Origin of the sequence: Streptomyces sp. NRRL F-4489 (assembly GCF_001509485.1) — a bacterium.
Taxonomy (GTDB): Bacteria; Actinomycetota; Actinomycetes; order Streptomycetales; family Streptomycetaceae; genus Streptomyces.
The window spans coordinates 14,000-35,679 of record NZ_LLZI01000254.1; the positions used below are offsets into that span (position 1 = coordinate 14,000).

Genomic DNA, 21,680 nt, shown 5'->3' on the forward strand with positions numbered 1-21,680 from the left:
GCTGAACCCGCCTGTAGCCAAAATGCATCAGCGACCGAACAATCGGTAGGGAAGGGCGCACCCGCCCCGACCCGTTTCATCCTGCCCGCCCGTCGCCCGCCCCCCACCCCCATGAGGCGCATCGCGCCACCCCTTCGATGACGAGGAGGTGCCCGTCATGACGGTCCTTGAGCAGCCCGGCAGCCCCCGGCACACCAGTGGCCCGGCCGGCCCGCCACCCGCCTGGCGCCCGCGCGTCGACCCCGCGCCTCTCCTGCCCGACGCGGAGCCGTACCGCCTCCTGGGGACGGACGCCGCCCGCCGGCTCGACACCGGGCTCCTGAAGCGGCTCTACGCCGAGCTGGTCCGCGGCCGGCGCTACAACACCCAGGCCACCGCGCTGACCCGCCAGGGCCGGCTCGCGGTCTACCCCTCCTCCACCGGCCAGGAAGCCTGCCAGGTCGCCGCCGCCCTGGCCCTCCAGGAGCAGGACTGGCTCTTCCCCAGCTACCGCGACACCCTCGCCGCCGTGGCCCGCGGCCTCGACCCCGTCCAGGCCCTGACCCTCCTGCGCGGCGACTGGCACACCGGCTACGACCCGTACGAGCACCGCGTCGCGCCCCTGTGCACCCCCCTGGCCACCCAGCTCCCGCACGCCGTGGGCCTGGCGCACGCCGCCCGCCTCAAGGGCGACGACGTGGTCGCCCTGGCCATGGTCGGTGACGGCGGCACCAGCGAGGGCGACTTCCACGAGGCGCTGAACTTCGCCGCCGTCTGGCAGGCGCCGGTCGTTTTCCTCGTCCAGAACAACGGCTTCGCGATCTCCGTCCCGCTCGCCAAGCAGACCGCCGCCCCCTCCCTCGCCCACAAGGCGGTCGGCTACGGCATGCCCGGCCGCCTGGTGGACGGCAACGACGCGCCCGCGATGCACGAGGTCCTCACCGACGCGGTACGGCGCGCCCGCGAGGGCGGCGGCCCCACCCTCGTCGAGGCCGTCACCTACCGCCTCGACGCCCACACCAACGCCGACGACGCCACCCGCTACCGCACCGAGGCCGAGGTCGAGACCTGGCGGGCGCACGACCCGATAGCCCTCATGGAGCGCGAGCTGACCGACCGCGGCCTGCTCACCGACGCGTTCGCCGCCGCCACCCGGGAGAGCGCCGAGCAGCTCGCCGCCGCCCTCCGGGACCGCATGCACACCGACCCCCCGCTGGACCCGATGGCCCTGTTCGACCACGTCTTCGCCCGGCAGACCGGCCAACTGCGCGACCAGGCCGACCGGTTGCGCGCCGAGCTGGACGCCGAGGCCGAAGCGGCCACCCCCGCGCCCGCCCAGGAGGCCCGGCCATGACGACCACCGCCCGGCCCACCGCGCGCAAGCCGGCCACCATGGCCCAGGCGCTCACCCGCGCGCTGCGCGACGCCATGGCCGAGGACCCCGCCGTCCACGTGATGGGCGAGGACGTCGGCACCCTGGGCGGCGTCTTCCGGATCACCGACGGCCTGGCCGCCGAGTTCGGCCCGGACCGGTGCAGCGACACCCCGCTCGCCGAGGCCGGCATCCTCGGCACCGCCGTCGGCATGGCGATGTACGGGCTCCGCCCGGTGGTGGAGATGCAGTTCGACGCGTTCGCCTACCCCGCGTTCGAGCAACTGGTCAGCCACGTCGCCCGGATGCGCAACCGCACCCGCGGCGCGGTCCCCATGCCGCTGACCATCCGCATCCCCTACGGCGGCGGCATCGGCGGCGTCGAGCACCACAGCGACTCCTCCGAGGCGTACTACCTCGCCACCCCCGGCCTCCAGGTCGTCACCCCGGCGACCGTCGAGGACGCCTACGGCCTGCTGCGCGCGGCCATCGCCTCCGACGACCCGGTGGTCTTCCTCGAACCGAAGCGGCTCTACTGGTCCCGGGCCGACTGGTCCCCGGACGCGCCCGCCCCGGTCGCGCCCATAGGCCGCGCCGAGATCCGCCGCCCCGGCAGCAGCGCCACCCTCCTGACCTACGGCCCGTCCCTGCCCGTCTGCCTGGAGGCCGCCGAGGCCGCCCGCGCCGAGGGCTGGGATCTGGAGGTCGTCGACCTCCGCTCGCTCGTGCCGTTCGACGACGAGACGGTCTGCGCGTCCGTGCGGCGCACCGGGCGGGCCGTGGTCGTCCACGAGGCGAGCGGGTTCGGCGGCCCCGGCGGCGAGATCGCCGCCCGGGTCACCGAGCGCTGCTTCCACTACCTGGAGGCGCCGGTGCTGCGCGTCACCGGATTCGACATCCCCTATCCGCCGCCCATGCTGGAGCGCCACCATCTGCCCGGCGTGGACCGGATCCTGGACACCGTCGCCCGCCTCCAGTGGGAGTCGCGCTGGGCGGAAGGGCGTGGTGCGTGATGGCCGTGGTGCGCGAGTTCACCCTCCCCGACCTGGGCGAGGGCCTGACCGAAGCGGTGATCGTGCGCTGGCTGGTCGAGGTCGGCGAGGTGGTGGCCGTCGACCAGCCGGTCGTGGAGGTGGAGACCGCCAAGGCGATGGTCGAGGTGCCCTGTCCGTACGGCGGGGTGGTCACCGCCCGGTTCGGCGAGGAGGGCGCCGAGGTGCCGGTCGGCGCGCCGCTGGTGACGGTCGCGGTCGGCGCCGCGCCGGACGCCCTGCCGGATGGCGGCACGGTGCCCGGCGGCCCGTCCGCCGCCCCGGTTCCGGCCCCCGCCGCGCAGGCGCCGGAGGCCGCGGAGTCCGGGTCGGGGAACGTCCTGGTCGGCTACGGCACGAGCGGTGCCGCAGCCCGGCGCCGCAGGATCCTGCCGCCCGCCCCGGAGCCCGCCGCGACCCCCGGGTCGGCCGGTCATGTGCCGGACGCGCGCGGCCCCGCCCGCCCGGTCGCGGACGGCGGCGGCACGGTTGCTGTGATCTCCCCCCTGGTGCGCCGCCTCGCCCGGGAGCACGGCCTGGATCTGCGGGACGTCCGGGGCACCGGGCGCGACGGCCTGATCCTCCGGACGGACGTCGAGTCCGCGGTCCGCGCGCTGGCCGGGGCGGCACCCGGCGCCGCGCCCGCCGCCCCCGGGACCCGTACGGCAGCGTCCGCCGCCCCCGCCCCGGGGGAGGAGCGGATTCCGCTGAAGGGCGTGCGCGGCGCCGCGGCAGAGAAGTTCAGCCGCAGCCGCCGCGAGATCCCGGACGCCACCTGCTGGGTGGACGCCGACGCCACCGAACTCCTCGCCGCCCGCGCGGCGATGAACGTCCCCGGCGCCCCCAAGGTGTCACTGCTGGCGCTGCTGGCCCGGATCTGCACGGCCGCCCTGGCCCGCTATCCGGAGCTGAACGCCACCGTCGACACCGCGGCCCAGGAGATCGTCCGGCTGCCCGCCGTCCACCTCGGCTTCGCGGCGCAGACCGACCGCGGACTGGTGGTGCCCGTCGTCCGGGACGCCCAGGACCGCACGGCCGAGCAGCTGTCCGCCGAGATGGCCCGGCTCACCGAGGCCGCCCGCGCCGGGAAGCTCACGCCCGCCGAGCTGTCGCACGGCACGTTCACCCTCAACAACTACGGCGTCTTCGGCGTCGACGGCTCCACCCCGATCCTCAACCACCCGGAGGCGGCGATGCTAGGCGTCGGCCGGATATCGCCCAAGCCGTGGGTGCACGAGGGCGAGTTGGCGGTGCGGCAGGTGGTCCAGCTGTCGTTCACCTTCGACCACCGGGTGTGCGACGGCGGCACCGCGGGCGGCTTCCTGCGCCACGTGGCCGACTGCGTGGAACGGCCCGCGCTGCTGCTGCGCACCTTGTGACGGCCGCCGGCGGCGTTCCGGCGGCGCGCCCGGAGATACTCAAGGGGTGAGCGAGCACACCGACTACGACGCGATCGTGCTGGCCGGCGGGGCCGCCCGGCGGCTCGGCGGGGCGGACAAACCCGCCCTGCGCGTCGGCGGCCGGACCCTCCTGGACCGGGTGCTGGCCGCCTGCGCCGGCGCCGCGGTCACCGTCGTCGTCGGCCCCGCCCGCCCGACCGCCCGCCCGGTGGTCCGGGCCCGGGAGGACCCGCCCGGCGGCGGCCCGCTCGCCGCGCTCGACGCCGGACTGCGGCACACCACCGCGCCCACGGTGCTGCTGCTCTCCGCCGACCTGCCGTTCCTGACGCCCGCCACCGTCCGCGGCCTCCTCGCCGCGGCGGCCGGGCCCGGTGGGCCGGCCCGGGACGGCGCGCTGCTGTGCGACCGGGACGGCCGCGACCAGCCGCTGGTCGCCGCGTACCGCTCCGCACCGCTGCGCCGCGCCCTGGACGAGCTGCGGGCCGGCCACGGCGGCCTCGCCGGCCTGCCGCTGCGCCCCCTGCTGTCCGCGCTGGACCTCGCCCGGGTCCGGGACGCCCCGGCCGCCGCGTCGTTCGACTGCGACACCTGGGAGGACCTCGGCACGGCGCGCGCCCGGATCAGGGAGCATGGACACGTGTTGGACGAATGGATCACCGCAGTCAAGGCCGAACTCGGCATCGACCTCGATGTTGACACGGCGGCACTCCTCGACCTCGCGCGGGACGCGGCCCACGGAGTGGCCCGCCCCGCCGCGCCCCTGACGACGTTCCTGGTGGGCTACGCGGCGGCCCGGCAGGGCGGCGACGTGGCCGAACTCTCCCGGCGGGCCGCCGCCCTGGCCGACCGCTGGGCGGCGGAGGCCGCGGCCGAGGAAGCCGCGGCGGCGCGCGCGGCGGGCGGCGGCACGCCCGGCGGGGGCACCCCTGGCGGCAACGCTTCGGGCGGCGGCGCCTCGGGCGGCGAAGCGAAGTCCGCGGAATGACCGACGGGGAGCACGGCGACCGGTTCGGCGACGAGTTCGCCGACGCCCTCGCGCTGGCCAACGACACCGCGCCCCGCCGGGCGCCCGGCGCCACCGCGGCCGGCACGGACGGCACGACCGCGACCGGCACGTACGCCGCGTACGGCGCCGGCCCGGACGACCCGCACGACCCGCACCCGTCCGGCGGCCCCGCGCCCGGCGGCCCCACCCCGGAGCACCCGGCGGGCCCGGCGGCCGGGGCCTCGGACGGCACCGGCCGCCAGGCCCGCGCCGGCCACCGGGCCACCGCCCCGTCCGCGGCCGCCCCTGCCTCTGCCCGCACCGGCGCCCCGCACCACCGCACCACACCCTGGCCCGCCGCCCGGGACCTGGCCGCGCACGCCGTGGACGGGCCGCCCGGCCCCGGCACGGCCCCGCTCGGCGAGGCGCTCGGCCGTACCCTCGCCGCTCCCCTGACCGCCCTCACCGACCTGCCGTCGTTCGACACCTCGGCGATGGACGGCTGGGCGGTCGCCGGCCCCGGCCCCTGGCGCGTCGACCGGGTCGCCGCGGACGACGACGCCACCGGTCCCGACCACGGCCTGCTCGCCGGCCACAGCGCCGACGCGGCGCTCGTCGACGGCCACGCGGTGCCCATCGCCACCGGCGCCCGCGTCCCGCCCGGCGCCACCGCGGTGCTGCGCAGCGAGCACGGCGAGATCCTCGAACTCCCCGACGGCCGCGCCCGGTTGTACACGCCGCGGCCGGTCTCCCCCGGCCAGGACATCCGCCCGCGCGGCCAGGAGTGCCGCACCGGCGACCACCTGCTGCCGGCCGACGCGCTGGTCACCCCCGCGGTCCTCGGCCTGGCCGCGGCGGCCGGCTACGACGAGCTGTCCGTCCACCCCCGCCCGCGCGTCGAGGTCTTCGTCCTCGGCGACGAACTGCTGCGCAGCGGCCGGCCCGAGGGCGGCCGGATCCGCGACGCGCTCGGCCCGATGCTGGTCCCCTGGCTGCGCGCCCTGGGCGCCGAGATGGCACCGCCCCGGCACCTCGCCGACGACGCCGAGCTGCTCCACGAGGCCCTGGCCGGCTCCACCGCCGACCTGGTCGTCACCACCGGCGGCACCGCGGCCGGCCCGGTCGACCACCTCCACCCGACCCTCCGCCGGATGGGCGCGGAGCTGCTGGTGGACGGGGTGGCGGTGCGCCCCGGCCACCCCATGCTGCTGGCCCGCCTGGCGCCCCGCCGGCACCTCGTCGGCCTCCCGGGCAATCCGCTCGCCGCCGTCTCCGGTCTGCTCACCCTGGCCGAACCGCTCCTCCGCACCCTCGCCGCCCGCCGCCCGGCCGAGCCGTACCGCGTCCCGCTGGCCGCCGCCGTCCAGGGGCATCCGCGCGACACCCGGCTCGTCCCGGTCGCCTACCGCGACGACGACCGGCACGGCCTGATCGCCGCCCCGCTGCGCTTCCACGGGCCCGCGATGCTGCGCGGGATCGCCGCCGCGGACGCGCTGGCGGTCGTCCCGCCGGGCGGCGCGGAACGCGGCACCGAGGCCGAACTCCTCGAACTCCCCTGGCCCGCCGGCTGGTCGGCGGGCTGGCCCGCCCCCGGCACGGGCTACGACTCCGCGTCCGGCGGCCCCGCCTGACACCGCCGCCCGCCGGCCCGGCGCTCCCGGCCGACCGGGCCGTCAGCCCGCCGCGGGCTCCCCGGCCGGCACCCGCTGCACGGTGATCAGCCGATCCCCGGCCCGCAGAGTCCCGGCCTCCGGCTGCGTGTAGTCCAGCAGCCTGCCGCCGCGCACCACGGCCACCACCAGGTCGCCGCACGTGCGCGGGGAGCGCCCCACCTCGCCTGCCACCACCGGGCGTTCGGTCAGGTCCAGGCCGCTGCCGAAGGTCATCAGGCGCTCCAGGACGGCCCCCGCGCTGGGGCTGGCCATCGCCACGCCCAGCAGCCGGCCCGCCGAGCTGGAGCTCGTGACGACGGTGTCGGCGCCGCTCTGCTTCAGCAGCGGCAGGTTCTCGTCCTCCCGGACCGCCACCACGATGGTGGCGTGCTTGTTGAGCTGGCGGGCGGTGAGCGTCACCAGCGCGGCGGTCTCGTCGCGGTGGGTGGCGACGACCACCTTCGCGGCCCGGGGGAGTTCGGCCCGGCGCAGCGCGTCGGACCGGGTGGCGTCCCCGATGACCCCCACCAGCCCGTCGTTGCTCGCCGCGTCCACGGTCGGCTTCTTGGGGTCCACCACCACGATCTTCTGCTTCGGCACGCCCTGCCCGACCAGCGTCTGCACGGCGTGCCGGCCCTTCGTCCCGTAGCCGATGACGACGACGTGATCGCGCATGCGCGACCGCCAGCGGTGCACCCGCACCTGGTGCCGGGTGCGCTCGGTGAGCACTTCCAGCGTGGTGCCGACCAGGATGATCAGGAACAGCACGCGCAACGGTGTGATGACGAAGATGTTGGTCAGCCGCGCGCTGTCGCTGATCGGCGTGATGTCGCCGTAACCGGTGGTGGAGAGCGTCACCGTCGCGTAGTACGCCGCGTCGAGCAGCCCGACGTCGCCGCCCGCGTTGTCGTGGTACCCGTCGCCGTCCATCCACACCACGAACGTCGTCAGGGCCAGCACCACCAGCGCCATCACGAGCCGCCGCAGGACCTGCTGAAGCGGCGGTTTCACGCCCTGCGCGGGCATCACGACGGCCCGCCCGGCCTCCCCCTGCTCCTCGGCCTGGGACCGCGAACGCGACCACAGCGCCCGGAGGACGGAGACCTTGCCGGGCGCGCGGGGCGGCGTGTGCTCGTCGTTCATGCGGCCGGCTCCTCGGGTGCGGCCTGCGCGGTGAACGTCGCTGGATACGGCATACCGGTCATCCTCCGGGTTTCGGGCGCCCATGGTCTCCCGCCGGAAGTGTGTCAGGAGCCGGCGCCCGGTCCGGCCGGGACAGCGCGGGCCGGCCCGGTGCGCCGGAAAACCGCCTCCGGCGCTCCGGGATCGGTAGCGTCGGAACAGCCCCGTTCCCCGCACCCCGATCACGCCACCGCTGGAGAACCGCCTTGCGCGACCACACCGTCATCGTCGGCTACGGAACCAAGGGCCGGTCCGCCGTCCAGACCCTGTGCGCCACCGGCCTGCCCCGCGACCGCGTCGTCATCGTCGACACCGGCTCCAAGGTGATCGAGGCCGCGGTGGCCGAGGGGTTCGCGGGCGTGGTCGGCGACGGGACGCGCAGCGATGTGCTGCTCCGCGCCGAGATCCAGCGCGCGCACCAGGTCGTCATCGCCACCCAGCGCGACGACACCGCCGTCCTGGTCTCCTTGACCGCCCGTCAGCTCAACAAGGACGCCACCATCGTCGCCGCGGTGCGGGAGGAGGAGAACGCCCCGCTGCTGCGGCAGTCCGGCGCCGACGCGGTCATCACCTCGGCCAGCGCCGCCGGCCGGCTGCTGGGGCTCTCGGTGCACAGCCCCAGCGCGGGCGCCGTCATGGAGGACCTGATCCAGCAGGGCAGCGGCCTGGACCTGGTGGAACGGCCGGTGGTGAAGTCCGAGGTCGGCACGTCCGTCCGGGACGCCCGCGACCTGGTCGTCTCCGTCCTGCGCGGCCACCGGCTGCTGAGCTTCGACGACCCGGAGGCGAGCCCGCTCCAGACCGCGGACCGCCTGATCACCATCGTCCGGGCCGCGCCGGCCGGCGAACCGGACCCCGCCGGGCGGCCGTCCGCCAAGCCGACGCTGCCCGGTACGGCGGTGTCCGCCATGCGCCCCGCGGACGAATGACCGGGCGGGCGAGCGCGGCGCCACCGCCCGCTCCCGGCGCGCCGCCCGGTCCGCCGGCCGCGTACCGCCCTTTCGCCCCGCGGCCTGACGGCGAGTAGCCTCGCGCCCATGCGAGCGATCACCATCCCCGAACCCGGAGGCCCCGAAGCCCTCGTGTGGGCCGACGTGCCCGATCCGCAGCCCGCCGAGGGCGAGGTCCTGATCGAGGTCGCGGCCAGCGCCGTGAACCGCGCCGACCTCCTCCAGCGCCAGGGCTTCTACGACCCGCCGCCCGGCGCCTCCCCGTACCCGGGCCTGGAGTGCTCGGGGCGGATCGCCGCGGTCGGGCCCGGCGTGCACGGCTGGGCGGTCGGCGACGAGGTCTGCGCGCTGCTGGCGGGCGGCGGCTACGCCGAGAAGGTCGCCGTCCCGGCCGGCCAGGTGCTGCCGCTGCCGCCCGGCGTCGACCTCGTCACGGCCGCCTCGCTCCCCGAGGTCGCCTGCACCGTCTGGTCGAACGTCTTCATGATCGCGCACCTGCGGCCCGGCGAGACGCTGCTGGTCCACGGCGGCGCCAGCGGCATCGGCACCATGGCCATCCAGCTCGCCAAGGCGGTCGGCGCGCGGGTCGCGGTCACCGCCGGCGGCCCCGAAAAGCTGGCCCGCTGCGCCGAGTTGGGCGCCGACCTGCTCATCGACTACCGCGAACAGGACTTCGTCCAGGAGATCCGCAAGGCCACCGGCGGCCAGGGCGCGGACGTCATCCTCGACATCATCGGCGCCAAGTACCTCCAGCGGAACATCAAGGCGCTGGCGGTCGCCGGCCGCCTGGCGATCATCGGGCTGCAGGGCGGGGTGAAGGCGGAGCTGAACCTCGCCGCGCTGATCTCCAAGCGCGCCGCGATCACCGGCACCGGTCTGCGGGCCCGCCCGGTGAGCGAGAAGTCGGCCATCGTCGCCGCCGTCCGCGAGCACGTCTGGCCGCTGATCGGCAACGGCCAGGTCCGCCCGATCGTGGACCGGACGCTGCCGATGGCCCAGGCCGCCGAGGCGCACCGCGTACTGGACTCCAGCACCCACTTCGGCAAGGTCATCCTGACCGTCTGAGCCGCCGACCAGGCGCTTTCCGGGGCCTTGACGGCCCCCGCCCCTCTCCGTGCCGGCGGGTCACCCGGCCGACCTGCCCGAGATGCCGCGGTCATGCCGCCGTGTGACGCTGGGCACGTCACTCGACGGCTCGGCACGGGAGGGGCACCGTGGTCGCTCCAGGATTCCGTACGCGCATTGCCACAAGTCTGCTGGTGGTCGCCGCCGCCCTGCCCGTCTCCCTGATGTCCGGCACCGCGCTGGCCGTGGACCACCGGGCCACCCCGGCCGCCCGGCCCGGCGAACCGATGGACGACTACGCGGCGGACCCCCTGCTGACCGCGGACCGCTTCGGGGAGATGTACCCGGCCCGTCCCGGCGCGCCGGAGGGCCTCCCGGACTACCCCGGCACCACCGACTTCCGGGACCTCCCGGATCGCTTCCCCGGCTTCTCCGGCACCCTGCCGGCCTTCCCGCACCACCCCGGCGGGCCGTTCCCGCACGGGCGCCACCACCACCGGCACCATCCGTTCGGCCCGCGCTTCCCCTGGTCAGGGGCGTCCGCTCCGGACTTCGGTACCACCATCGCGGACGACGCCTCGGACGGGGACCCCGCCGTACCGTCCGCCCCACCGCGCACGCCGTCCGCCGACCCCGTCCAGCTGCCGTCCAGCCGGCCCGCCCCCGCGCCGCACGACAGCGCCCCGCGGCCGTCCCCGCCCGAGGTCCCGGACGCCGCCGATACGGAGCTTCCCTCCCCGGCCGCCCCCCGCGATCTCGCCGACCCCGCCGCCCCGAGCCCGTACCGGCAGGTGCCGTCGCCCGCACCCGAACAGCACCCCGGAACCACCGAGAACGAAGCCGGCCCGGACCCGTCGGCCGGCCCCTACTCCCTCGAAACCTCGGGCGACCACGTCGAACGGGTCCTGCCGATGGGCGCGGGGATGGCCCTCACCGGCCTGGGGCTCGCCTTCCTCGGCCTGCGGCTGCGGCGGCGCTGAGGGGCCGGAGACCATGTTTCACGTGAAACACGCGCGCACGGTTTCACGTGAAACACGGTGTGGCGGCCATGCGTGGTTTCACGTGAAACGCGCCCCGGCCTCGTGGTTTCCCGTGAAACACCGTGCGCCCGGGCCGGTGTTTCACGTGAAACATCGAGCGCCGAGCGACTGGTTTCACGTGAAACATCGCGGTACCGCCCCCGTGGTTTCACGTGAAACACGGGAAGGGCGCGGTTTCACGTGAAACATGCCCTCAACCTGGGTGGATCACCTTCTGTCAGGGGCACCACCGTTCTGGACCTGTCGTACGAGAGAATGGCGGCATGGATATGCCGATGAACGAACGGTCGCAGGAGAACCAGCACGTCCTGGTCGTCGGCCCGGACGGCATGGCGCTCGGCAGCGCCGGCTCCGGTGGCGGGGGAGAGGGCGAGGAGCCCCGTGAGGTTCCGGTCACGGACATGGTCGAGCAGCCTGCGAAGGTCATGCGCATCGGCAGCATGATCAAGCAGCTGCTGGAAGAGGTGAAGGCGGCTCCGCTCGACGAAGCGAGCCGGGTGCGCCTGAAGGAGATCCACGCCAGCTCGGTCAAGGAGCTGGAGGACGGGCTGGCGCCCGAGCTGGTCGAGGAGCTGGAGCGGCTCTCGCTGCCCTTCACCGATGAGTCGGTGCCGACCGAGGCGGAGCTGCGGATCGCCCAGGCGCAGCTGGTGGGGTGGCTGGAGGGACTCTTCCACGGCATCCAGACCGCGCTCTTCGCCCAGCAGATGGCCGCCCGGGCGCAGCTGGAGCAGATGCGCCGCGCCCTGCCGCCCGGCATCACCGCGGAAGGCCAGGAGCAGCCCGGCCACGGAGGCGCCCGCTCGGGCCCGTACCTCTGATCCCCAGGCGCCCGGCGCCTGCGAAACGGCCGGAGGGGCCGGCACGCTCGGTGCGTGCCGGCCCCTCCGCTGTCAGGTGCCGCGGTCGGCCGAGGTCAGTTGCTGCGGCCGGTGGAGATCGTCAGCTGGATGGTGTCGTTGCTGCTCGGGTTCCACCAGCTGATGGCGTCCGGGGTCTGGTTCGTGACGGTGTTCTTGCCCCAGATCGCGTCGTTCTCCTCCTTGACGATCTTGTACTTCCAGCCGGCCGCCCTGATGCACTGCTCGACCGACTCCAGGTTCTTGAACTTGAACGACGGGAACAGGATCTTGCGCGGGTCCACGGCGCTCTTGGCCGGGCTGGTGCACTCGGAGGTCTGGATCGTCGCCGTCTTGTCCTCCGGCCGGACGCTGGCCGTGGGCGACGGGCTGTAGGAGTACGCCCGCGTCGGGGTGTCGCTGCCGCCGCCACCGGTGTCGCCGCCGGCGCTCAGGCCGATGCCGATGGCGATCGCGGTGACCACCACGACACCCACCACCGCCGCGACGATGATCACCGGGCTGTTGTTCTTGCGCGGGCTCGCGGACGGCATCGGGCCGGTCACCGGGGGCGCCGGCGGGCCGGGGAACGGCGGCGGGGCCTGGAAGCCGACGTTGGCGAACGGCGCCGGGGTCGGGGCCGGCCCCGGCGCGGGCGTGGGATAGGCGTTGTTCGCCGGCGGCGGCGTCGGCGGTGCGAACGCCGCCTGCGTCGGCTGGTACGGCTGCTGGACGTTCGGCGGCGCCGGGGTGTGCGGGTTGCCGGCGGCGGTGGGGAAGACCGCGGAGGAGACCGAGGCGCCGCTGGTGCGGGCGCGCGGACCCTCGCTGATGATCAGCGGCGTCGCCCCGGACTGCCCGGAACCGGCGATCCGCAGGCATTCGTCCCGCATCGCCTCGGCGGTGGGGAAGCGTTCGTTGGGGTTCTTCCGCAGCGCCCGGGCGACCAGCGCGTCGACGGCCGGCGGCAGCGAGCGGTTGATGCTCGACGGGACCGGCGGCTCTTCCTGGACGTGCGCGTAGGCGATGGCCAGCGGCGAGTCCGCGTCGAACGGCAGCTGGCCGGTGAGCAGCTCGAAGAGCATGATGCCGACCGAGTACAGGTCGGAGCGGGCGTCCACCGCGCGGCCCAGCGCCTGCTCGGGCGAGAGGTACTGCGGCGTGCCGACGACCATGCCGGTCTGCGTCATCGACGTCACCCCGGACTGCATGGCGCGGGCGATGCCGAAGTCCATCACCTTCACGACACTGCGCTTGGTGATCATGACGTTGCCCGGCTTGATGTCCCGGTGGACCAGGCCCATCTCGTGGCTCGCCTCCAGCGCGGCGAGCACGTCGGCGGTGATTTTCAGCGCCTTTTCGGTCGGCATCGCGCCGTGCTGGGCGATATCGCTGTCGAGCACGGACCGCAGCGGCTGGCCGGCGACGTACTCCATGATGATGTACGGCACCATGCCGCCATCGAGCTCGTCCTCGCCGGAGTCGAAGACCGAGACGATGTTGGTGTGCGTGAGCTTCGCCACGGACTGCGCCTCGCGCCGGAAGCGCTCGCGGAACGCCTGCTCGCGGCCGAGCTCGGTGTGCAGGGTCTTGATCGCCACCTCGCGGTCCAGCACGCTGTCGTAGGCGAGGTGCACGGAGGCCATCCCGCCGGCGCCCAGAAGATCACGGAGCTGGTAACGTCCACCGCCGACCGAACGGCCCTCGAATTGGCCCTGAGCGCCGTCCTGGCTCATCGTTCCGCTTCCCCCTGGGGCGCACTGCCCGTATGTCTGGCGATCAGATCTGGAATTCCGCAGCCAAGTCTGCCCCAGGCCACCGGCACGTCAAGCTGTGTGCCCGTTCCGTGACCAGATGTGCAAGATCCGGGCACGGTCTGCCCGCGGCCCGGGCCGCGGCCGGGGGGTGGTGGACTTGCGACACTTGGTTCGCGGAAGGTTTGATGGCCGGTCCACGACGGACCGGCGGGTGCCGCGGAACCTGTAGCGTGCTCTAGCGAAGACCGAGACCTTACCGCTGCAACGCGGATCGATTCGACGGCGAGGACCGATGGCACCGACGCAGCGCCCCCAGGGGCCGTCCGATCCTGACGCCACCGGCTCCAACGTCCCCGACGCACCGGAGATGTGGGGCAACGGCGGACTGGTCGGCGACGGCCGCTACCGGCTCACGCGCCGGCTGGGCCGGGGCGGTATGGCGGAGGTGTTCGCCGCCGAGGACGTCCGCCTGGGCCGCACCGTCGCCGTGAAGCTGCTGCGCGCCGACCTCGCCGAGGACCCGGTGTCCAAGGCCCGCTTCACGCGCGAGGCGCAGTCGGTGGCCGGGCTGAACCACCACGCGGTGGTCGCGGTGTACGACTCCGGCGAGGACTACGTCGGCGGCAGCACCGTCCCGTACATCGTGATGGAGCTGGTCGAGGGCCACACCATCCGCGATCTGCTGCTCAACGCCGACGCCCCGCCGCCGGACCAGGCGCTGATCATCGTCTCCGGGGTGCTGGAGGCGCTCGCCTACAGCCACCAGCACGGCATCGTGCACCGCGACATCAAGCCCGCGAACGTGATCATCACCAACAGCGGCGCCGTGAAGGTGATGGACTTCGGCATCGCCCGCGCGCTGCACGGCGCGCAGTCGACCATGACCCAGACCGGCATGGTCATGGGCACCCCGCAGTACCTCTCCCCGGAGCAGGCGCTCGGCAAGACCGTCGACACCCGTTCCGACCTGTACGCCACCGGCTGCCTGCTGTACGAACTCCTCACCCAGCGGCCGCCGTTCACCGGCGAGACCCCGCTCTCCGTCGTCTACCAGCACGTCCAGGACATGCCGGTGCCGCCCTCCCAGGTCGCCGAGTCGGTGCCGCCGGAGCTGGACGGCCTGGTCATGCGGTCGCTGGCCAAGGACCCCGACGACCGGTTCCAGACCGCCGAGGAGATGCGCGGGCTGGTCCAGTACTCGCTGCAGATGCTGCACGAGCAGGGCGGCCACACCGGCACATGGAACACCGGCCCGGTCGCGCTGCCCGAGGGCGGCCACACCATGGCGCTGCGCGGTGGCGGCGCCGCCGAGACCACCGCGCTGCCCCACCCCGGCGCCGGGCAGACCACGGCGCAGCCGATCCTCACGCCCGGGATGCGGGACGACGACGGCGGTTACGAGGGCGGGTACCGCCAGTCCCGGAGCGGCCGCGGCAAGGTCTGGCTGATCGCGCTGCTGGCGCTGATCGCCATCGGCGTGGGCGTCGCCTTCGCGCTCCAGAACACCAATGGCCCGGGCCACAAGAAGCAGACCCCGGTCACCCAGTCCCCGTCGCCCTCGCAGTCCGACGAGACCACCGAGCCGCCGACGGACGAGCCGAGCAGCCCCGAGACGTACCCGGGCGGCAGCACCGGCGGCGGGAACACCTACACCCACCGGCCGAGCCACCAGCCCAGCACCCCGCCCTCGTCCGAGCCGCCCACCTCGCAGCCCCCGACCTCGGAGCCGCCGACCGGCACCACCGGCGGCACGACGACCGGCGGCACGGACACCGGCGGCGGCACGAACACCGGCGGCACGTCGGACGGCGGGACGAACACCGGCGGGACGAACACCGGTGGGACCAACAGCGGTGGCACGAATACCGGCGGCACGAACACCGGTGGCACGAACACCGGCGGCACGAGCAGCGGCGGCTCCACCAACGGCGGGACGCCGCTGGGCGGCACCACCGGCGGCTGACCGGCAGCGGGCCGGCCGCCGAAGGCCGCCGGCCCGGGCGGTCAGCCCGTGAACGCCTTCCGCACGGCCGGATAGGCGCGGGTCCACCACACCGCCAGCGCCGCCGCCGCGGGGAACTGCGGATCGGTGCGGCGGTCGCCGAGCCGGTAGCGCCAGGTCAGCATCCAGAAGTCGTTCAGCCGCTCCCACCACACCCGGTGCACGGCGGCGGCCAGCTCCTCGGCACCCGCGCCGCACACGCTGCGGTAGGCGCTCGCGTACGCGGCGACCTTGGCCAGGTCCAGGGTCCCGCAGGGGCGGACGAAGAAGATCGCGGCGGCGCGCACCGCCTCCTCGGCGCGGGGCTGGACGCCCAGCCGGTCCCAGTCGACGATCGCGGCCGGTTCGGTGCCGCGGTAGAGCACGTTCAGCGGGTGGAAGTCCCCGTGCACCCACCCCGCGGCCGGTTCCGCGCCGGGCGCCGGACGGCGGTGCGCCTGCCGCTCCAGCAGCGTCCGCCGCTCCAGGAGGCGGTGCTCGGCCAGCTCGTCGAAGCTGGTGCGCGGGCGGGCCTCGCGCGCCAGCACCAGCAGCTCCTCGATCGTCTCGAAGGTCCGCTCGGGGTCGGCGGCGGCGTCGGTGCCGGGCGGCCGCGGCGGGGCCGGCTCGTCGGCCATGACCTCCGCCAGTGTGGTGTGGACGAGCCCGAGCAGGGCGCCGAGCCGGCGCGACTGGCCCTCGGTGAGCTCGGTGCCGGTCAGGTGCCGGCCCTCGATCCAGGGGTGCAGGGCGTAGTACCGGCCGTCCAGCACGGTGACGGTCCGCCCGTCGTCGCCCGTCACGGGCGGGACGACCGGCAGGCCGAGCCCGGCGAGCCGGCGGGTGGCGCGGTGCTGGCGGGTGAGGGCGGCGCGGTCCCCGTCGAGGTGGTGCTTGAGGAAGTAGCGGCCGCGGGTGGTGGCGAGGAAGTAGCCGTGGTTGAGCAGGCCCTCGGCGACCGGCTCGCAGGACAGCGGCGCCCCGGCACGGCCGTAGTGGCGCAGCAGGGATCCGAGGGTGTCGCGGTCGGGCGTCACCGCCGACCGGACTACAGATGAGCGCAGCACGCGCCAGATGTTAGATCAACTTCGCCCAGTGGAGTGGGTGTGGCGGAAAGCCTTACAGAGGGTGCGCATAGGCGGCGACCGGTACGTCCGTGAGGTGGTGCAGGGTCACGAATTCCGGGTCGATCCGCAGGAAGACCGGGTCGAACGGGTCCCCGTCGGCCAGCCGCGGGGTGCGGCCGAACAGCTCCCGCTCGGCCGCGGCCGGTTCGGTGGTCCGGGCGGTGCCGGTGACCTGCACCGACCAGGTGTCGGGGGCCCCGCTGTTGGCGTTGTCGGCCTCGTAGGCGACCACGCTGCCGTCCAGCGCCCGGTGGTAGCCGTAGCCGCGGTGCAGCCGCAGGACCACCCGGCCGCCGGTGACGATGTGCCGGGTGACGGCGGTGAAGGGCAGGGCCCGCCGGCTGGCCGACACCCGGCCGTAGGGCGTGCGGCTCAGCAGCGCAAGGGCGCGGGAGTCGTCGCTGGGCATGGAGCCAGCCTGCCCGGCCGGCCGCGCGGGGAGTAGGGGCGGCGGCCCCGGACCGGCGGGACGTTGGTCCCGGCCGCGGCACCGTGGAATTGCCGATTCCGCGTTCGCGTCACGCCTATTCCGCCTGGTCAGCGCCGCTTATGGGCCGCTCAGCGCCGTTCGGCCTGCATCCGGGCGACATAGGCGGCGGCCTGCGAGCGGCGTTCCATGCCGAGTTTCGACAGCAGGCTGGAAACGTAATTCTTGATCGTTTTCTCGGCGAGGTGGAGCCGTTCGCCGATCGCGCGATTGGTCAGTCCCTCGCCGATCAGATCGAGGATCCTGCGCTCCTGGTCGGTGAGGTTCGCCAGCCGGTCGTCGCCCTTGGCGGCGTTGCCGTCGCGGAGCCGCTCCAGGAGGCGGGCGGTGGCCACCGGGTCGAGCAGCGACTTCCCGGCCGCCACGTCCCGTACGGCGGAGAGGAGTTCGTTGCCGCGGATGGCCTTGAGGACATAACCGGACGCACCGGCCATGATCGCGTCGAAGAGGGCCTCGTCGTCGGCGAACGAGGTGAGCATCAGGCAGCGGATGTCCTCGTTCTGCGACCGGACTTCGCGGCAGACCTCCACACCGCTGCCGTCCGGGAGCCGGACGTCGAGCACGGCCACGTCCGGACGGGTCGCGGGGATCCTGACCAGCGCGTCGGCCGCGGTGCCGGCCTCGCCGACCACCTCGATGTCGTCCTCGACCGAGAGCATTTCGTGGACGCCCCGCCGGACCACTTCGTGGTCATCGAGCAGGAAAACCGTGATTTTTCCGTCTTCGCGCACCTTCCCAGTCTCACACATCGACTCTTCCCGTGCTCCAGGTCACCGATATAACGTGCCGTTGTCCCGGCGGCCTGCAACGCTGTGACCAGGAGTTGTTCCCAGCCTTCGCGATTTACTTGGAAATCCAAGCAAAATCGCAGGTCAGCGCCATTTCCACTTCGGCTTTGACAATGGGTAACGTGCAATGAGCAGGCCACTCCGGGGCGCTTTGTTCCACCCGGATCCGGCCGCGTTCGCACACACCCCGTGCGCCGTATCGGATACCGGGTGAGCCGCAACGGCCACCGGCGGACCCCGGGGGCCGGACAGACGGAGGAGCAGCACGTGACCGTGGAAGGCACTGCCGAGCGGAAAACCGCCCGCGGCGGCAGCAAGCGCACCACCGCCAAAAAGGCGGCGCCGGCGAAAAAGGCGTCGCCGTCCAAGGACCGGAACGGCGTCCGGCCGGACGAGGCGGAGCACGACCAGCTCGTACAACTGCTGACCCCGGAAGGGAAGCGGGTCGAGCACCCGGACTACGCGATCGACCTCACCCCCGGGGAACTGCGCGGTCTGTACCGCGACATGGTGCTGACCCGGCGGTTCGACGCCGAGGCGACCACCCTCCAGCGCCAGGGGGAACTGGGCCTGTGGGCCTCGCTGCTGGGCCAGGAAGCCGCGCAGATCGGCTCCGGCCGGGCGCTGCGCGACGACGACTACGTGTTCCCCACCTACCGGGAGCACGGCGTGGCGTGGTGCCGCGGCGTCGACCCGACGAACCTGCTGGGGATGTTCCGCGGCGTCAACAACGGCGGCTGGGACCCCAACAGCAACAACTTCCACCTCTACACCATCGTCATCGGGTCGCAGACGCTGCACGCGACCGGCTACGCGATGGGCGTGCAGAAGGACGGCGCGGATTCCGCGGTCATCGCGTATTTCGGTGACGGCGCCTCCAGCCAGGGCGATGTCGCCGAATCCTTCACCTTCTCCGCGGTCTACAACGCCCCGGTCGTCTTCTTCTGCCAGAACAACCAGTGGGCGATTTCCGAGCCCACCGAGAAGCAGACCCGCGTCCCCCTCTACCAGCGCGCCCGGGGCTACGGCTTCCCCGGCGTACGCGTCGACGGCAACGACGTGCTGGCCTGCCTGGCGGTGACCAAGGCGGCGCTGGACCGGGCGCGCTCCGGCGAGGGCCCGATGCTCATCGAGGCGTTCACCTACCGCATGGGCGCCCACACCACCTCCGACGACCCGACGCGGTACCGCGCCGACGAGGAGACCCTGGCCTGGGAGGCCAAGGACCCGATCCTGCGGCTGCGGCGGTATCTGGAGGCCGAGGGCCTGGCCGACGAGGGGTACTTCACGGCGGTCGACGAGGAGAGCGAGGCCCTGGGCAAGCGGGTCCGCGAGGCCGTCCGGTCGATGCCCGACCCGGACCCCATGTCGATCTTCGACAATGTCTATGCCGACGGGCACGCGCTCGTCGACGAGGAGCGCGCGCAGTTCGCCGCGTACCAGGCGTCGTTCGCCGACGCCGATGCCGCCGCGGAGGGGAACTGACCATGGCCGTCCACGAAAAGATCACCATCGCCAAGGCGATCAACGCGTCGCTGCGGGCCTCCATGGAGGCCGACCCCAAGGTCCTCGTCATGGGCGAGGACGTCGGCAAGCTCGGCGGCGTCTTCCGCGTCACCGACGGGCTGCAGAAGGACTTCGGCGAGGAGCGGGTGATCGACACCCCGCTGGCCGAGTCCGGGATCATCGGCACCGCGATCGGCCTGGCCCTGCGCGGCTACCGCCCGGTCGCCGAGATCCAGTTCGACGGCTTCGTCTTCCCCGCCTACGACCAGATCGTCACCCAGCTCGCGAAGATGCACGCCCGGGCGCTCGGCAAGGTCAAGGTGCCGGTCGTCATCCGCATCCCGTACGCGGGCGGCATCGGCGCGGTCGAGCACCACTCCGAGTCCCCCGAGGCGCTGTTCGCGCACGTCGCGGGCCTGAAGGTCGTCTCGCCGTCGAACTCCTCGGACGCCTACTGGATGCTCCAGCAGGCCATCGCCGGGGACGACCCGGTCATCTACTTCGAGCCCAAGCGCCGCTACCACGACAAGTCGCGCCTGGACACCGAGTCGATCCCGGACCCGCTGCACAAGGCCCGGATCACCCGGCCCGGTTCGGACCTCACGCTGGCCGCCTACGGCCCGATGGTGAAGGTCTGCGAGGACGTCGCCAAGGTCGCGGCCGAGGAGGGCAAGTCGGTCGAGGTCGTGGACCTGCGCTCGATCTCCCCGATCGACTTCGACACCGTGCAGTCCTCGGTCGAGAAGACCGGCCGGCTGGTCGTGGTCCACGAGGCCCCGGTCTTCCTCGGCTCGGGTGCGGAGATCGCCGCCCGGATCACCGAGCGCTGCTTCTACCACCTGGAGGCACCGGTGCTGCGGGTCGGCGGCTTCCACGCCCCCTACCCGCCGTCCAGGGTGGAGGACGAGTACCTTCCGGGACTGGACCGGGTGCTCGACGCCGTTGACCGCGCGCTGGCGTACTGAGGGCTGAGGAGAGTCGTGACCATGACTGCAGGGACCGCCGGCGCGGCGAACACGCAGCGCATCCGCGAGTTCAAGATGCCCGATGTGGGCGAGGGCCTCACCGAGGCAGAGATCCTCAAGTGGTACGTCCGGCCCGGTGACACCGTCACCGACGGCCAGGTCGTCTGCGAGGTCGAGACCGCCAAGGCCGCCGTCGAACTCCCCATCCCCTACGACGGGGTGGTGCACACGCTGAACTTCGACGAGGGCACCACCGTCGACGTCGGCACGGTCATCATCTCGGTCGACACCGACCCGGGTGCCGGACCCGTCCAGGAGGGGGCCGCCGCGGCGGCGCCCGCCGGACCGGCCGAGGAGGACGCCGAGCCGCAGGGCCGGCAGGCGGTGCTGGTCGGCTACGGCGCCGCGCCGTCCTCGACCAAGCGCCGGGCGCGCAAGCCGCAGCCGGCGGTGGCCGCGGGCCTCCAGGCGGAGCTGAACGGGCGGACCGCGCCGGCCCCGGCGGCCGCTCCGGTGGCGCCCGCCGTGCCCGCCGTCTCCGTACCCGCCCCGGCCGCGCCCACCGCGCCGACCCCGCCGGCCGCCGGACGGCCGCTGGCCAAGCCCCCGGTCCGCAAGCTCGCCAAGGACCTGGGCATCGACCTGGCGACGGTCGCCCCGACCGGGCCGGACGGCACCATCACCCGCGACGACGTGTACGCGGCCGCTGCGCCGGCCGAGGCCGTGCCGGCCACCGCTCCCGCCGGAGCGCCCGCTCCGGCCGGAACCGCCGCACCCGCGGGCGGCTTCGACGCGTCCCGCGAGCGGCGGGTGCCGGTCAAGGGCGTCCGCAAGGCCACCGCTCAGGCGATGGTCGCCAGCGCCTTCACCGCGCCGCACGTCACGGAGTTCCTCACCGTCGACGTGACCCGCACCATGAAGCTCGTCCAGGAGCTGAAGCAGGACCCGGACCTGGCCGGGCTGCGGGTCAACCCGCTGCTGCTGGTCGCCAAGGCGTTCCTGGTCGCCCTCAAGCGCCACCCGGAGGCCAACGCCGCCTGGGACGAGGCCGCTCAGGAGATCGTCTACAAGGACTACATCAACCTCGGCATCGCGGCGGCCACTCCGCGCGGCCTGATCGTCCCGAACATCAAGGACGCCGGGGTCAAGACGCTGCCGCAGCTCGCCGCGGAGCTGGGCGAGCTGGTGGCCACCGCGCGCGAGGGCAAGACCTCTCCGGCGGCGATGTCCGGCGGCACGGTCACCATCACCAACGTCGGCGTCTTCGGGGTCGACACCGGCACGCCGATCCTCAACCCGGGGGAGTCGGCGATCCTCGCCTTCGGCGGGATCAAGCTCCAGCCGTGGGTCCACAAGGGCAAGGTCAAGCCGCGCCAGGTCACCACCCTCGCGCTCTCCTTCGACCACCGCCTGATCGACGGTGAGCTGGGGTCCAAGCTGCTCGCGGACATCGGGGCGATCCTGGAGCGGCCCAAGCGGCTGATCACCTGGGGCTGAGCCGCCCGGGCCGGCCGATGAGGCCGGCCCGCGACGGCAGCGGGGGCGATGTTTCACGTGAAACGGTCGGTGCGTTT

At 74.0% G+C, this 21,680-nt stretch carries 17 protein-coding genes and 1 pseudogene; 13 read left to right on the forward strand and 5 right to left on the reverse strand.

Annotated elements, in window-relative coordinates; translation table 11 throughout:
* Positions 1–157: 157 nt before the first annotated feature.
* The 5 genes from pdhA (ADL22_RS25745) to ADL22_RS25765 are packed head-to-tail and all read left to right on the forward strand — an operon-like array spanning position 158 to position 6,398.
* Positions 158–1,333, forward strand: a complete 1,176-nt coding sequence (gene pdhA / locus ADL22_RS25745) for a pyruvate dehydrogenase (acetyl-transferring) E1 component subunit alpha (RefSeq protein ID WP_066984506.1) — start codon at positions 158–160, stop codon at positions 1,331–1,333.
* Positions 1,330–2,364 carry an alpha-ketoacid dehydrogenase subunit beta gene (locus ADL22_RS25750; protein WP_066984509.1) on the forward strand — a complete coding sequence of 345 codons (1,035 nt, stop codon included), beginning with the start codon at positions 1,330–1,332 and terminating at the stop codon, positions 2,362–2,364. Before pdhA (ADL22_RS25745) ends, ADL22_RS25750 begins: the two co-directional genes overlap by 4 nt.
* Positions 2,364–3,761 (forward strand): dihydrolipoamide acetyltransferase family protein, encoded by a 1,398-nt coding sequence (locus tag ADL22_RS25755; protein WP_066984511.1) that lies wholly within the window; start codon positions 2,364–2,366, stop codon positions 3,759–3,761. The genes ADL22_RS25750 and ADL22_RS25755 overlap by 1 nt, the downstream gene beginning before the upstream one ends.
* A 46-nt stretch (positions 3,762–3,807) precedes the next feature.
* Positions 3,808–4,767, forward strand: a complete 960-nt coding sequence (locus ADL22_RS25760) for an NTP transferase domain-containing protein (RefSeq protein WP_066984514.1) — start codon at positions 3,808–3,810, stop codon at positions 4,765–4,767.
* Positions 4,764–6,398 carry a molybdopterin molybdotransferase MoeA gene (locus ADL22_RS25765; protein ID WP_066984517.1) on the forward strand — a complete coding sequence of 545 codons (1,635 nt, stop codon included), beginning with the start codon at positions 4,764–4,766 and terminating at the stop codon, positions 6,396–6,398. The genes ADL22_RS25760 and ADL22_RS25765 overlap by 4 nt, the downstream gene beginning before the upstream one ends.
* A 42-nt stretch (positions 6,399–6,440) precedes the next feature.
* Here ADL22_RS25765 and ADL22_RS25770 read toward each other — a convergent pair whose 3' ends face one another.
* Positions 6,441–7,562: a potassium channel family protein gene (locus tag ADL22_RS25770; protein WP_066984520.1), complete on the reverse strand. Its 1,122-nt coding sequence runs from the start codon at positions 7,560–7,562 to the stop codon at positions 6,441–6,443.
* A 230-nt stretch (positions 7,563–7,792) separates the two neighbouring features.
* Between ADL22_RS25770 and ADL22_RS25775 the strand changes: the two are divergent.
* The 4 genes and pseudogenes from ADL22_RS25775 to ADL22_RS25790 form a co-directional block, all read left to right on the forward strand.
* A pseudogene (locus ADL22_RS25775) lies at positions 7,793–8,530 on the forward strand (potassium channel family protein); the annotation flags it as partial.
* Positions 8,531–8,638: 108 nt separating this feature from the next.
* Positions 8,639–9,616: an NAD(P)H-quinone oxidoreductase gene (locus ADL22_RS25780; RefSeq protein ID WP_066984523.1), complete on the forward strand. Its 978-nt coding sequence runs from the start codon at positions 8,639–8,641 to the stop codon at positions 9,614–9,616.
* A gap of 149 nt (positions 9,617–9,765) precedes the next feature.
* Positions 9,766–10,596, forward strand: coding sequence for a hypothetical protein (locus ADL22_RS25785; protein ID WP_159048722.1), 831 nt, complete (start codon positions 9,766–9,768; stop codon positions 10,594–10,596).
* A 323-nt stretch (positions 10,597–10,919) separates the two neighbouring features.
* Positions 10,920–11,477, forward strand: coding sequence for a bacterial proteasome activator family protein (locus tag ADL22_RS25790; protein ID WP_199836371.1), 558 nt, complete (start codon positions 10,920–10,922; stop codon positions 11,475–11,477).
* A gap of 95 nt (positions 11,478–11,572) precedes the next feature.
* Here the strand turns inward: ADL22_RS25790 and ADL22_RS25795 are convergent, their stop codons facing one another.
* Entirely contained in the window at positions 11,573–13,231 is a 1,659-nt protein-coding gene (locus ADL22_RS25795) for a protein kinase domain-containing protein (RefSeq protein WP_066984531.1), read from the reverse strand.
* Between the two features lie 313 nt (positions 13,232–13,544).
* On the opposite strand from ADL22_RS25795, the gene ADL22_RS25800 reads away from it, so the two are divergent.
* Complete coding sequence (locus ADL22_RS25800; RefSeq protein ID WP_199836372.1) at positions 13,545–15,215, forward strand: protein kinase domain-containing protein; 1,671 nt, start codon at positions 13,545–13,547, stop codon at positions 15,213–15,215.
* Positions 15,216–15,256: 41 nt separating this feature from the next.
* Here ADL22_RS25800 and ADL22_RS25805 read toward each other — a convergent pair whose 3' ends face one another.
* From ADL22_RS25805 to ADL22_RS25815, 3 genes are all read right to left on the reverse strand, one after another.
* A complete protein-coding gene (locus tag ADL22_RS25805) occupies positions 15,257–16,300 on the reverse strand; it encodes a phosphotransferase (RefSeq protein ID WP_066984534.1) in 1,044 nt (347 codons plus the stop codon).
* Between the two features lie 52 nt (positions 16,301–16,352).
* The gene (locus ADL22_RS25810; RefSeq protein WP_066984538.1) at positions 16,353–16,769 is read right to left on the reverse strand and encodes a pyridoxamine 5'-phosphate oxidase family protein; all 417 of its coding nucleotides are present in this window, start codon (positions 16,767–16,769) and stop codon (positions 16,353–16,355) included.
* Positions 16,770–16,918: 149 nt separating this feature from the next.
* Positions 16,919–17,578, reverse strand: coding sequence for a response regulator (locus ADL22_RS25815; protein WP_066984541.1), 660 nt, complete (start codon positions 17,576–17,578; stop codon positions 16,919–16,921).
* Between the two features lie 324 nt (positions 17,579–17,902).
* Here ADL22_RS25815 and pdhA (ADL22_RS25820) point away from each other — a divergent pair, with 324 nt between their 5' ends.
* The 3 genes from pdhA (ADL22_RS25820) to ADL22_RS25830 are packed head-to-tail and all read left to right on the forward strand — an operon-like array spanning position 17,903 to position 21,603.
* A complete protein-coding gene (gene pdhA, locus ADL22_RS25820; protein ID WP_066984544.1) occupies positions 17,903–19,120 on the forward strand; it encodes a pyruvate dehydrogenase (acetyl-transferring) E1 component subunit alpha in 1,218 nt (405 codons plus the stop codon).
* Positions 19,121–19,122: 2 nt separating this feature from the next.
* Positions 19,123–20,106 (forward strand): alpha-ketoacid dehydrogenase subunit beta, encoded by a 984-nt coding sequence (locus ADL22_RS25825; protein WP_066984547.1) that lies wholly within the window; start codon positions 19,123–19,125, stop codon positions 20,104–20,106.
* A 21-nt stretch (positions 20,107–20,127) separates the two neighbouring features.
* Positions 20,128–21,603: a dihydrolipoamide acetyltransferase family protein gene (locus tag ADL22_RS25830; RefSeq protein WP_066984753.1), complete on the forward strand. Its 1,476-nt coding sequence runs from the start codon at positions 20,128–20,130 to the stop codon at positions 21,601–21,603.
* Positions 21,604–21,680: the final 77 nt, after the last annotated feature.

Bases quoted from the DNA above. Each gene is read 5' to 3' on its own strand.
- pdhA (WP_066984506.1), top strand. From the start codon at position 158: ATGACGGTCCTTGAGCAGCCCGGCAGCCCCCGGCACACCAGTGGCCCG.
- ADL22_RS25825 (WP_066984547.1), top strand. From the start codon at position 19,123: ATGGCCGTCCACGAAAAGATCACCATCGCCAAGGCGATCAACGCGTCG.
- ADL22_RS25830 (WP_066984753.1), top strand. From the start codon at position 20,128: ATGACTGCAGGGACCGCCGGCGCGGCGAACACGCAGCGCATCCGCGAG.
- ADL22_RS25810 (WP_066984538.1), bottom strand. From the start codon at position 16,769: ATGCCCAGCGACGACTCCCGCGCCCTTGCGCTGCTGAGCCGCACGCCC.
- ADL22_RS25780 (WP_066984523.1), top strand. From the start codon at position 8,639: ATGCGAGCGATCACCATCCCCGAACCCGGAGGCCCCGAAGCCCTCGTG.
- ADL22_RS25750 (WP_066984509.1), top strand. From the start codon at position 1,330: ATGACGACCACCGCCCGGCCCACCGCGCGCAAGCCGGCCACCATGGCC.
- ADL22_RS25790 (WP_199836371.1), top strand. From the start codon at position 10,920: ATGGATATGCCGATGAACGAACGGTCGCAGGAGAACCAGCACGTCCTG.
- ADL22_RS25765 (WP_066984517.1), top strand. From the start codon at position 4,764: ATGACCGACGGGGAGCACGGCGACCGGTTCGGCGACGAGTTCGCCGAC.
- ADL22_RS25800 (WP_199836372.1), top strand. From the start codon at position 13,545: ATGGCACCGACGCAGCGCCCCCAGGGGCCGTCCGATCCTGACGCCACC.
- ADL22_RS25755 (WP_066984511.1), top strand. From the start codon at position 2,364: ATGGCCGTGGTGCGCGAGTTCACCCTCCCCGACCTGGGCGAGGGCCTG.
- ADL22_RS25795 (WP_066984531.1), bottom strand. From the start codon at position 13,231: ATGAGCCAGGACGGCGCTCAGGGCCAATTCGAGGGCCGTTCGGTCGGC.
- ADL22_RS25770 (WP_066984520.1), bottom strand. From the start codon at position 7,562: ATGAACGACGAGCACACGCCGCCCCGCGCGCCCGGCAAGGTCTCCGTC.